Consider the following 11128-nt stretch of genomic DNA (forward strand, 5'->3'; position numbering starts at 1 on the left):
GGGACCATACTCAGCGGCGGCTGCTCAGATAACCTCTTTTGCCGCGTTTGCCTTGGTGCGATACACCTGGTTGAGGAACAGCGAAGTCGCGTGCGCGGCAGCGCCCGCCCGCTCGCCGTCGATGAGGTCGTAGCCGTGGCCCGCGCCGGGCAGCTCCAGGTAGCCCACCATCGAATGCGAGACCGCCCGCATCCGGTCGACGAAGCTGCGTGCCTGCTCGACGGGGATGACGCTGTCCCTGCTGCCGTGAATCACCAAGAACGGCGGCGCATTTCGGTGCACGCGTGCCATCGGCGACGCGGCGCGGAACACCTCGGGGTGGCGGGCGATCCGGCGCTTGACCACCACCCGCTCCAGGAACTCGACGAACCGGTCGCGCTCGGGCGTCGAGCGGTCCTCCCAGTCGTAGCGGCCGTAGATGCCGACCACCGCGTCCACCGAAGTGTTGGCGCCCTCCGGCAGCTTCGCCTGATACTGCGGGTCGTCGGGGGTGAGGCCGGCCAGTGCCGACAGGTGACCGCCGGCCGAACAACCCGCCACCGCGACGAAATCGCGGTCGCCGCCGAACTTGTCGACGTTGGCGCGAGCCCAGGCGATGGCGGTCTTGACGTCGATGATGTGCCGCGGCCAGCGGTGGTGCGGGGCGACGCGGTAGTCGATCGCCAGGCAGACCCAGCCCTGCTCGGCCAGGCGGGACATCAGGGCGGAGCCCTGGCCCATGGCCTTGCCGTGCACCCAGGCGCCGCCCGGGACGAAGATCAGCACCGGCGCGGGTTGCGCGGGCAGGTCCTTGCGGCGCCAGACGTCGAGCACCTGCGCGGGGTGGTCCCCGTAGTGGACGGCGCGCCGGTGCAGGTACCGGCGCTGGCGCATCGCATCCCAGATCGGCGGCGTCCGCAGCGCCGCGGGCCACTCCAGCTCGAGCTCCGCGGCCGACACGATCCCGCGCAGCGCGGCGATGGACACGTCTTGTGCGCTCAACCCGTCGGGCAGGCGGGCGTCGTCGTCCGGCGAGCGTCGGGGCTTGGTCAGCCCGGAGAAGAACTCGGGGGCGTGCCGGGCGCCCCAGATGCCCATCGCGGTGAGGCCGCCCAGTGGCTCGAGGTGCTTGCCGACCACCGGCAGCGAAGCGCCCGCGGCACTCAAGGCCAGCGCGTAGTCGCCGGGACGCGCCCGCAGCAACCATTTCGCGCACGATGTCATAGCCGGCCTCCTTGCCGTGGTGTGAGGGCAGCGTACCCCCGCCCCCCGCTCCGAAACGGGCGTTTGTGTTCGCGCCGCGTCAGCCGTCGGCGGCGCGGCGCGACCCGCTCAGATCGCCGCCAGGCACGCGATCACCCGGCCGCCGATCAGCCGGACACCGGTCAGCGTCAGACCGACCTGCGCGGCCAGCGCGGCGGCACTGTCGACGCCGACGGACGCCCACCGGAACCAGGGTCCGACCTCGCAGGCGGACTCCAGCCGGACCCAGCGGGAACGGATGCCGATGTTCTCGGCGTCGAATTCGGCCACACACCGCCCGCCCCGCGCCAGCAACTCGGCGGCCCGCCCCAGGATGCGGCGCGGGTCGCCGCCCAGGCCGACGTTGCCGTCGACCAGCAACACCGTCTGCCACAGACCCATCGCGGGCAGCGGGTCGAACACGTCGCCGAGCAGGACCGGAGCGCCGCCGCGCCCCGCCAACCGAATCGCGGTCACGGACCGGTCGATGCCCAGGGCCGGTACACCCCGCTGAATCAGCCGGGCCACCAGCCGGCCCGGCCCACACCCCAATTCGATCGTCGGCCCGGTGCACATCCGCGTGACGGCTTCGTCGAAGTCCTCGTCGAAGGCGTCACCGGGACATCCGTCCCCGGGACTTCGCACGCCCAACCAGCGGTGCGCCGGTAGCGGCCGCAACTCGCCGTCGTCGTGGCGAATCCAACATCGCTCGCCGCCCAGCGCCCGATCGTAAAGATGCCCCAGCATTCACGTCCCTCGCGTCCTGCCCACCGGGCGGCCCAACGCGCGGTCCCGGTAGGGGACGTTGCGACGCCGAACCAGCAACAGCTTGCACGCTAACGCATGCCGTGCTCGCCAGCATTGCACCGATACCCCGATCTTCGTTCGGCTAATCCACCGCCATTGGTGCACGCACGCGGCGGCGCAATGGTTCAGTCGCCGCCCGTGTCCGCCGGTGCGGTGTCGGTGATACTGATGCGGTGCCGAACACCGATGTTCACCCTGACCTGCACCGAGTCGCCCGTTTCGCCCCACGCCGACTCGTCGGACCCCGGACGCTGGCGATCATGCGGGCGGGGATCGCGCTGCGCGAGCGCCTCGCCAAGCCCGTTCCCGGTGTCGAGGAGATCACGCTGGGTTCGGGAACCGGTGTCCGGCTGTTCCGGCCGGCCGGTGTGGCCGAGCCGACGCCGGCGCTGCTGTGGATCCACGGGGGCGGTTACGTGATCGGTGCCGCCCGCCAGGACGACCGGCTCTGCAGCGGGTTCAGCCGGCGGCTGGGCATCACCGTCGCATCGGTGGATTACCGCCTGGCGCCCGAACATCCGTATCCCGCGCCGCTGGAAGACTGCTATTCGGCGTTGACCTGGCTGGCCGGCCTACCGTCCGTGGACCGGTACCGGGTGGCCATCGGCGGTGCCAGCGCCGGCGGCGGCCTGGCCGCGGCCCTGGCCCTGCTCGCCCGCGATCGCGCCGAGGTGAGCCCCGCGTTCCAGCTGCTGACCTATCCCATGCTCGACGACCGCAGCTCGGCGACCGCCCACAACCCGAACTACCGCCTGTGGGACACCCGCAGCAATCGGTTCGGCTGGTCGGCGTACCTCGGCGGCGCCGACCCACAGGTCGCCGTGCCCGGGCGCCGCGAAGACCTCAGCGGCCTGCCACCGGCCTGGATCGGCGTCGGCACCCACGACCTGTTCCACGATGAGGACCTGGCCTACGCGGAGCGCCTGACGGCTGCCGGGGTGCCGTGCGAGGTGGAGACCGTGCCTGGAGCCTTCCACGGATTCGACCTCTGGGCACCCAAAGCCCAAGTGTCGCAGCGGTTTTTCGACAGCCAGTGCGCCATGTTGCGCGCGGCGCTCGCCCTCGCGCCGTGATCGCCGGTCACATCGCGAAGTAAACGAGTTCCCCGCCGATGATGGTGGCCGCCACCATGCCGGCGTCCAGCTCCGCCAGCGCCGTAGCCGGCGGCTCGCTGAGCACGCACAGGTCCCCCGGCTCTCCGGTCGCCACCGTCCGCGGCCGGGCCGGCCGCTCGGGCCGCCCCAGGAACATCGTCAAAGCGTCTCGGGCAGAGACACATTCGTCGGCGTTGAGGACGACACCGCTCGGGGTGGTGCGGTAGACGGCGGCGCGCATCGTCGTCCAGGGATCGCCGTGGCCGAACGGCATGTCGGTGGACAGCGCCACGGGCACCGCCGCCTTCAGCAGGGAGGCAACGCGCCACAGCTGATCGTGCTCGGTGCCGGGGACGTCGGCGAGGTAGTGATCGCCGCGCTCGGCGACGAAGTTGGGCTGCGTCACCACCGTGACCCCCAGCTCGGCAAGATCGGCCAGGTTGTCGTGGGGCACCACGGCGGCGTGCTCGATGCGGTCCTGCGGATGGCTGCCGGCCGCCCGCAGGGCCGCGACGGTCACCACGAGTTGGGCGGCGGTCACGCAGTGCACGGCGACCGGGCGGCCCGCGTCGTGCCGGCCGGCGATCCAGTTCGCCAGCCCGTCCACGTCGAGGCGGTCGTCGTGCAGGATCTTCTTGCCCGGGGACAGGAAGCTGGGCCGCGGCCGGAACTCGCCGCGCCGGTGGGCGACCACCAGCGACACCATGTCGTCGGCGTCGAGGTCGGGGGTGGCGTCGGTGACGCCGGTGATGCCGGTCGCGGTGATGCGCCGGCTCAGTTCCGCCAGATCGCTTTCGCGCCGCTGCAGCAGGTCGGACCAACCGTGGTCCGCGCTGCGCAGGCGCCCGTCGGGGTGCTCGGCCAGGCCCACCCGGCCCAGCGCCTCGGAGTTGAGGATCCACAGCGCACCGCTGCGGTGCTGGATGCGCACCGGGACGGTGCGCACGATGGCGTCGAGCGCGTGCCGGTCCAGGTCGCCGGCCACCGATTCGTGGTAGCCGACGGCGCGAATCCACCCGTCGGGACCCGGCGTCGCGTTCGAGAGCAGTTGCGTCAGCTCGGTTTTGGTGCAGACCCCGGGCGGTCCGACGAGGAACGAATCGAGCGCGGAGGCCGCCGAGCGCACGTGCACGTGGTGGTCGTGCAGGCCGGGCAGGACGGTTCCGCCGCCGGCGTAGAGCACGCCCTCGCCGGGTTCGGCAACCAGGCCGTCGCCCATCTCGTCGATCCGCTCGCCGACCCGGATATCGGTGGTGGTCCCGTCCAGCAGGGTGGCCCGCCGAATCAGCATGGCCGACAACTCCGTTGAGCGACCAGTTGGCGCACCGCCTCGTTGTGTGCACCCAGCCGGGCCGCGGGCCGGGCCGGCGGCGGAACCGGCGGGGGCGGCGCGAGCAGGTTTGCGACCGATGCCTGCGTGGGCAGCTCCGCATAGCCGGCGGCGACCGCGGCCATCGAAACCTCGATCAGCTCGCCGCCGCCCCGGCCCAGCGAGTCGGCGACCAGCCGGGCCGCCTCCAGCCCGGTCAACGGATCGGCGATGGCGTCGCCGCAGAACACCGGCCCGTCGGCCGCGACGCCGACGAGGCCGCCACCGACCGCGGCGTCGTCGCCGAACGCCGGGCGCTCATCGAGGTATCCCTTGACGCGCAACCAGATTCGCCCTTTCCCCCCCGGCACGTCGTCCGGTCCCAGCCGGCGCCGCGTGAGCGCCGCGGGGCGCGAGCCTTCGATCACCACATCGGCCACGGCGAGCAACTGGCGCAGCTCGTCCTCCTGACGGTCGAAATCGACGCAGTACGAAAGCTTTTCACCGTTCATCCAGTCGAAGAAGCTTTGGTTGCCCGCTCGGGTACCGTCCGGGCGGGCCGGGCTCTCGACCTTGACGACGGACGCCCCGGCGCGTGCGAGCAGCTGTCCGCACAGCGGGCCCGCCCACATGGCGGACAGGTCGGCGACGAGCAGTCCCGCGACGCCGTGTGCCGGTGCGCGGGTCCCGCGGGGTCGTATTCGCGGGGCGGTGGCGGTGGCTTGGCCCAGGGCGGCCGCGGGGATGTCGAGCAGCGTGGTGCGCTCGATGACCGCGGCCAGCGGTTGGGTTGCGACCCAGCGCCGCAACGCCCCCCAGGGGTCGCCCGTGTCGTCGTCGCTCTGCACCAGCGCGGGGACGGCGGCGGCGTCGTCGGGGCGCGACAGCGTGATCGCGCACCAGCCGTCGGCGGCCACCAGTAGCCGGGTCGCCCCGCCGGCGGACACCCGGCCGCGGCGGGTCAGGCCCAGCAACGCGGCGCGGCCGGTCAACAGGCCGGCCGCATCGATGGTCACACCCAACCGCTCGCCGACGGCCGCGGCCACCCGCTGGGCGTGGGTCAGCACGGTCGCCCGGGAGAAGTCGGGCGGCCCGTCGGGCAGGCCGGTCAGGTAGGCCAGCCCGCTGCTCCCCCACGCCGACGTAGCCGAGCTCACGCCCCCATTGTGCTCGTGCCGCGCCTCGTCAGAAGTGCAGCGCGCGGAACCGCCAGTCCAGCACCGCGCGGTCAGCCTCGCCCGGCCCGTCAGCGGCGGCGTAGACCAGCGACCGCAGCCCCAGCACACCGCCGCGGCCGGCCGGTTCCGCGGATTCGACGTGCAGCTCGCTGTACAGGGTGTCGCCCTCGTGCACGGGGCCGGTGTGGTCGCAGGACTCCCAGCCCAGCACCGTCGCCAGGTTCGGCAGCAACCTGGACGCCTGAGCGAGGGCCAGCCCGATGGTGTGCCCGCCGTACACCAGCCGCCGCCCCGCGACCCGCGAATCATGGTGTGTGGCGGCGATGTTCAGGGTGAGCCGGGCGAGCTCCGGCGCACCGCTGACCACGTCGCCCGTGCTGTGCAGCACGGCGCCGGCCAGGCCCGGGTCGAAGTGCGGGCCGGGCACCCGGTGGCGGAACACCTCGCCGTCCCACTGCGCGGCCGGGTCGTGGGCCGGGCCCGGCGCACCGACACCGACCGTCGAAAGATCGTCGTGCGGCGCCTGGTCGGGCCGCCAATCCGGGCCGGCGGGCAGCATGCCACACCGGTAGAAGTCGAGTACCAACCGGTCGTCCTGGTCGACGGTGGTCATCCGCAGCGCCGCCAGGCCGGTGGGCGCCCGGCCCGGCTTGAGCGAGTTGGCGCGCAGCCCAACCACTTCCGTGCGGGTGTACAGGGTATCGCCGATGACGGGGAAACGGTGGAAGGTGAGCCCGCGGTAGAACAGGTTGGCCTTGACCCGCTGGGTGGCCAGCGTCGACTGCCCGATCGCCACGTCGCAGACCAGCGCCGGATGCGCCAGCGGAGCGGGCAGGCCCGTCACGGCCGCGCACAGGTCGGCGTCCAGGGCGAGCCGCAGCCGGTCCCCCACGATCGCCTGGTGGGCGGCGGCCAATCCCGGCGACAGGGTCACCGCGGGCGCCCAGTCGAAGACCTGGCCGACCGAGAGATCGTCGAAGTACGGCCCGCCGGCACGGATTCGCGCATACCCCTCGCTGGTCACAACGCCACATGCTGGCAGGCTGTCGGATCGGGGGTCAACTTCGTGGCGATCGCGAGCGCGGCGAAGCCGGGCGAAGCGGGTCTGCCACCATCAACACCCGTGGCGATCGCGAGCGCGGCGAAGCCGGGCGAAGCGGGTCTGCCACCATCAACACCCGTGGCGATCGCGAGCGCGGCGAAGCCGGGCGAAGCGGGTCTGCCACCATCAACGCTGGGAGGCGGTCATCCGTGAACGACGAAGAAGAGATGCTGGTGGCGACGGTGCGGGCGTTCATCGACCGCGACGTCAAGCCGACCGTCCGCGAGGTCGAGCACGCCAACACCTACCCCGAGGCGTGGATCGAGCAGATGAAGCGGATCGGCATCTACGGCCTGGCGATTCCCGAGGAGTACGGCGGGTCGCCGGTTTCCATGCCGTGCTACGTCCGGGTCACCGAAGAGCTGGCCCGCGGGTGGATGAGCCTGGCCGGCGCGATGGGCGGGCACACGGTGGTGGCCAAGCTGCTGACGCTGTTCGGGACCGAGGAGCAGAAGCGGACCTACCTGCCGGCGATGGCCACCGGCGAGCTGCGCGCCACCATGGCGCTGACGGAACCGGGCGGCGGCTCGGACCTGCAGAACATGACGACGACGGCGCTGGTGGACAGCTCTGGCGGCTTGCGGATCAACGGTGCCAAGACGTGGATCAGCAACGCGCGGCGGTCCGGTCTGATCGCGCTGCTGTGCAAGACCGATCCGAACGCCACGCCGCGGCACCGCGGCATCTCGATCGTGCTCGTCCAGCAGGGTCCCGGCCTGACGGTGTCACGGGACCTACCCAAGCTGGGCTATAAGGGCGTCGAGTCCTGCGAGCTGTCCTTCGACGACTACCGCGCGCCCGAGTCGGCCGTGCTGGGCGGCCGCATGGGCGAGGGGTTTTCGCAAATGATGAAAGGCCTCGAGACGGGCCGCATCCAGGTGGCCGCCCGCGCCCTGGGCGTGGGCACGGCGGCGCTCGAGGATGCGCTGGCGTATGCGCAGCAGCGGGAAAGCTTCGGCCGGCCGATCTGGCAGCACCAGTCGGTCGGCAACTACCTGGCCGACATGGCGACCAAACTGACCGCCGCCCGGCAGCTCACCCGCTACGCCGCCGAACGCTACGACAGCGGCGAGCGCTGCGACATGGAGGCCGGCATGGCCAAGCTGTTCGCCTCCGAGGTGGCGATGGAGATCGCCCTGAACGCCGTGCGGATTCACGGCGGCTACGGCTACTCATGCGAATACGACGTGGAGCGCTACTTCCGAGACGCGCCCCTGATGATCGTCGGCGAAGGCACCAACGAGATTCAGCGCAACGTGATCGCCGCGCAACTGGTCGCGCGGGGCGGCATCTGAGCGCGAGCCCGAATGTGCGGGCTCGACGTCGATGGGTCCTGTATCCTTGCCTGACTTCTCCCACCAGCAAATCGGTTCGGGAGTAAAAGCTACTGCAACGAAAGAAAGTCGGCTGCCATGAGTTATCCCCCAGGGCCGTACGAAGGCTCGCCGGAGTGGCAGGGTCAGCCGCCGGAATGGCAGGGTCAACCGCCGGCATGGCCGGGCCAGCCCCCGGGCTGGCCGGGTCAGCAACCGGGTCAGCAGCCCGGTTGGCCGCCGCCTCAGCCGGGCTGGCCGGGCCAGCCGGAACCGGAGAACTACCTCGTCTGGGCCATCCTGTGCACCGTGCTGTGCTGTCTGCCGCTCGGAATCGTCTCGATCGTCTACTCCACCAAGGTGTCCGGCCTGTGGACCCAGGGCCGGTATGCCGAGGCCCAGGCGGCGGCCGACAACGCCAAGAAGTGGGCCATCATCGGCGCCATCGTCGGCGCGGTGTTCGCGGTGATCATGGTGATCCTCTATGTTGCCATCGGCGTGATCGCCGTCTCGAACCTGCCGTCGACCACGACCACCACGTATTCGGGCATCTGACAACGCTTTAGGCGATTCTCAGGCGCCGGTCGCGTCGACCAGTCCCCAGGCCAGGGCGGTGCCGGCGTCGATGATGCGGCCCGACAACACCAGATAGGCGGTGCGCCATCGGCCGATCCGGCGGGTGACGCTGAGCGTTCCGCCGGCGCCGGGAATCAGCCCCAGGTGCAATTCGGGCAGGCCGAACACCGAATCGTCGCGCGCGCTCACCCATCCGCAGAACGCCGCCATCTCGAGCCCGCTGCCCAGCACGCGGCCGTGCACCTCCGCCTTGCAGGCCGGGCCGAGCCGGGCGGTGAGCGCGTCGAGGGCCAGGGCGGGGCTGTGCCGGGTGCGGGCCAGGTGCGCACTCGCCGGGTCGGCGAAGGTGCCGAATTCGGCGAGGTCCCCCCCGCTGCAGAACGACGGGCCGTTGCCGCTCAACACGATTCCGGTCACCGACGGGTCCAGTTGCGCGACGGTCAGCGCCTCCAGCAGGGCGGCCCGGGCGTCGGTGGAAAACGCGTTGTGCCGCTGCGGCCGGTTGAACGCGATGCGCAGCGTGTCGCCGTCGCGCTCGGCCCGCACCGGGTCGGCGATGTCGGGCATCCGGGCCGGGCCTCGCTCGGTCAGCCAGCGTGCGAATTCGGGGCCGGCCTGCAGGGTCGAGTACGCCAGCGATTCGGTCACCACCGCGGGCAGCGCCGGGCCGCCGGGCTCCACCGCGCGCAACACGTCGTCACAGACGCTGCTGGCCTGCGGCCAATGCCGACACCGCGCGGTCAACTCGGCGAGCGCGTCGGGCACCGAGTCGACGGTGACGACCCGGCGATCCTCGTAACGGTCCTCCGTCAACGTGAAAGTCGCCGCGTTCAACCATGATTCGCAGGCCGCCAGGTCGTCGGCCCGGCCGTGCGCCACGATCACCCCGGGTGGGGCCGCGGCGCCGGTCCCGGGGCCCGCGCCGGGTGCGCTCGACAGGTCCACCACCTGCAGCATGGATCAGACCGAATACTTCTCGATCAGCCCGTTCTTGTAGAGCTTGCCGGTGTCGGTGCGCGGCAGCTGCGCCTCGAAAGTGATCGACCGCGGACATTTGTAGTGCGCGAGCCGATCCCGCAGCCAGGTGAGCAGCTCGTCGGCGAACTCGTCGGTGGCGTCGGCGGGGTCGACGGTCTGCACGGCCGCCACCACGCGTTGCCCCATCTCGTCATCGGGAACGCCGAACACCGCCGCGTCCAACACCTTCGGGTGGGTGACCAGAAGGTTCTCGGTCTCCTGCGGGTAGATGTTGACCCCGCCCGAGATGATCATGTGGTGGCGACGATCGGTCAGGTACAGGTAGCCATCGTCGTCCACGTAACCGACGTCGCCGACGGTCACCCAGCCGTGGGTGTCACGGGACGCGGCGGTCTTCGCCTCGTCGTTGAGGTACTCGAAGGAATAGCCGCCCGCGAAGTAGATTTCGCCGGCCTGCCCGGGAGGCAGCTCGTTGCCGTTCTCGTCGAGGATGTGGATCTCGCAGGCCATCGGCTTGCCGACCGAGCCCGGGTGCGCCAGCCACTCCTCGGCGCTGATCAGCGTCGACCCGATCGCCTCGGAGGAGGCGTAGTACTCGTCGATGATCGGCCCCCACCAGTCCATCATCTGCTTCTTGATCTCCACCGGGCACGGCGCCGCCGCGTGCATCACCCGCTGCAGGCTGGACAGGTCGTACGAATTGCGCACGGCCTCGGGCAGTTTCAGCATCCGGGTGAACATCGCCGGGACGAACTGGCCGTGCGTGACGCGGTAGCGCGCGATGGCGTCCAGGCAGCCTTCGGGATCGAATTTCTCCAGCACGACGGTGGTGATCCCGCCGGCCTGCGCGCTCATCGACCACACCGACGGCGCGGTGTGATACAGCGGGGCCGGGCTCAGGTAGACCGAATCGGGGGTCATCCAGAGGCTGACCAGGGCCGACATCATTCCGGGCGCCTCGGACGGCGGCACGTGCGGCAACTCGCGTTTGATGCCCTTGGGCCGGCCGGTGGTGCCCGACGAATACTGGAGCAGGTCGCCCTCGCGTTCGTCGTCGATCGGCGTGTCCGGCTCGGCGGCAACGCATTCGGGGTAGCGCTGCCAGCCCTCGAGATCGTCGTTCGCGATCATCAGCAGGCCGGGCAGGCCGCCCGGCAGGTGCTCGGCCAGGTTCTCGCAGGTTTTGCGCAGCGCCGCCGACCCGATGATCGCCTTGGCGGCGCTGTTGTCGATGATGTAGGCCGCCTCGGCCGGGGTCAGGTGCGTGTTGATCGGCACGTAGTACAGACCGCTGCGGCGCGCCGCCCACATCACCGCGTGCATGTGCTCGTTGTTCTCCATGAGGATCGCGACGACGTCGCCCTCGGTGAGGCCGGCGCGCCGGAAGTGATGCGCCAGCCGGTTGGCCCGCGCCTCCAGCTCGTCGAAGGTGACGACGGTGCCGGACGGGTGAAGAATGACGGCGGGCTTGTCGGCGCCGCAGTGCTCACGAATCTGCATGCGCAGACTGTACCGCCGAAAAACTTGACGGGTGTCAAGTGGTCACCCGT

The 11128-nt window shown here is 71.1% G+C and carries 10 protein-coding genes; 3 read left to right on the top strand and 7 right to left on the bottom strand.

The annotated features are described in order from the left end of the window. Positions 1–24 precede the first annotated feature (24 nt). Together U8D42_RS20290 and U8D42_RS20295 are read right to left on the bottom strand one after the other, a co-directional pair. Entirely contained in the window at positions 25–1203 is a 1179-nt protein-coding gene (locus tag U8D42_RS20290; protein WP_090419927.1) for an alpha/beta hydrolase, read from the bottom strand. A 108-nt stretch (positions 1204–1311) separates the two neighbouring features. Continuing rightward, positions 1312–1968, bottom strand: a complete 657-nt coding sequence (locus tag U8D42_RS20295) for an SAM-dependent methyltransferase (protein WP_085243549.1) — start codon at positions 1966–1968, stop codon at positions 1312–1314. A gap of 233 nt (positions 1969–2201) precedes the next feature. On the opposite strand from U8D42_RS20295, the gene U8D42_RS20300 reads away from it, so the two are divergent. Next, positions 2202–3101: an alpha/beta hydrolase gene (locus U8D42_RS20300; protein WP_322858451.1), complete on the top strand. Its 900-nt coding sequence runs from the start codon at positions 2202–2204 to the stop codon at positions 3099–3101. 7 nt (positions 3102–3108) lie between these two features. On the opposite strand, the gene U8D42_RS20305 is transcribed toward U8D42_RS20300, so the two are convergent. The 3 genes from U8D42_RS20305 to U8D42_RS20315 are packed head-to-tail and all read right to left on the bottom strand — an operon-like array spanning position 3109 to position 6633. Further along, positions 3109–4413 (bottom strand): amidohydrolase family protein, encoded by a 1305-nt coding sequence (locus U8D42_RS20305; RefSeq protein WP_322858450.1) that lies wholly within the window; start codon positions 4411–4413, stop codon positions 3109–3111. Beyond that, positions 4407–5588, bottom strand: coding sequence for a CoA transferase (locus U8D42_RS20310; protein WP_322858449.1), 1182 nt, complete (start codon positions 5586–5588; stop codon positions 4407–4409). Before U8D42_RS20310 ends, U8D42_RS20305 begins: the two co-directional genes overlap by 7 nt. Positions 5589–5616: 28 nt before the next feature. Then, positions 5617–6633 carry a MaoC family dehydratase gene (locus U8D42_RS20315; RefSeq protein WP_322858448.1) on the bottom strand — a complete coding sequence of 339 codons (1017 nt, stop codon included), beginning with the start codon at positions 6631–6633 and terminating at the stop codon, positions 5617–5619. A 245-nt stretch (positions 6634–6878) separates the two neighbouring features. Here U8D42_RS20315 and U8D42_RS20320 point away from each other — a divergent pair, with 245 nt between their 5' ends. Together U8D42_RS20320 and U8D42_RS20325 are read left to right on the top strand one after the other, a co-directional pair. Further along, positions 6879–8006 (top strand): acyl-CoA dehydrogenase family protein, encoded by a 1128-nt coding sequence (locus U8D42_RS20320; protein WP_348636982.1) that lies wholly within the window; start codon positions 6879–6881, stop codon positions 8004–8006. A 117-nt stretch (positions 8007–8123) separates the two neighbouring features. Further along, positions 8124–8579, top strand: coding sequence for a CD225/dispanin family protein (locus U8D42_RS20325; protein ID WP_322858446.1), 456 nt, complete (start codon positions 8124–8126; stop codon positions 8577–8579). A gap of 18 nt (positions 8580–8597) precedes the next feature. On the opposite strand, the gene U8D42_RS20330 is transcribed toward U8D42_RS20325, so the two are convergent. Next, the gene (locus U8D42_RS20330) at positions 8598–9557 is read right to left on the bottom strand and encodes an enoyl-CoA hydratase/isomerase family protein (protein ID WP_322858445.1); all 960 of its coding nucleotides are present in this window, start codon (positions 9555–9557) and stop codon (positions 8598–8600) included. A 3-nt stretch (positions 9558–9560) separates the two neighbouring features. Next, positions 9561–11078 carry a fatty-acid--CoA ligase FadD4 gene (fadD4, locus tag U8D42_RS20335; RefSeq protein ID WP_085243557.1) on the bottom strand — a complete coding sequence of 506 codons (1518 nt, stop codon included), beginning with the start codon at positions 11076–11078 and terminating at the stop codon, positions 9561–9563. Between the last annotated feature and the right edge of the window lie 50 nt (positions 11079–11128).

It is taken from the genome of Mycobacterium europaeum, assembly GCF_034555895.2.
Classification (GTDB): domain Bacteria; phylum Actinomycetota; class Actinomycetes; order Mycobacteriales; family Mycobacteriaceae; genus Mycobacterium; species Mycobacterium europaeum.

Bases quoted from the DNA above. Each gene is read 5' to 3' on its own strand.
- U8D42_RS20295 (WP_085243549.1), bottom strand. From the start codon at position 1,968: ATGCTGGGGCATCTTTACGATCGGGCGCTGGGCGGCGAGCGATGTTGG.
- U8D42_RS20325 (WP_322858446.1), top strand. From the start codon at position 8,124: ATGAGTTATCCCCCAGGGCCGTACGAAGGCTCGCCGGAGTGGCAGGGT.
- fadD4 (WP_085243557.1), bottom strand. From the start codon at position 11,078: ATGCAGATTCGTGAGCACTGCGGCGCCGACAAGCCCGCCGTCATTCTT.
- U8D42_RS20330 (WP_322858445.1), bottom strand. From the start codon at position 9,557: ATGCTGCAGGTGGTGGACCTGTCGAGCGCACCCGGCGCGGGCCCCGGG.
- U8D42_RS20290 (WP_090419927.1), bottom strand. From the start codon at position 1,203: ATGACATCGTGCGCGAAATGGTTGCTGCGGGCGCGTCCCGGCGACTAC.
- U8D42_RS20305 (WP_322858450.1), bottom strand. From the start codon at position 4,413: ATGCTGATTCGGCGGGCCACCCTGCTGGACGGGACCACCACCGATATC.
- U8D42_RS20320 (WP_348636982.1), top strand. From the start codon at position 6,879: ATGCTGGTGGCGACGGTGCGGGCGTTCATCGACCGCGACGTCAAGCCG.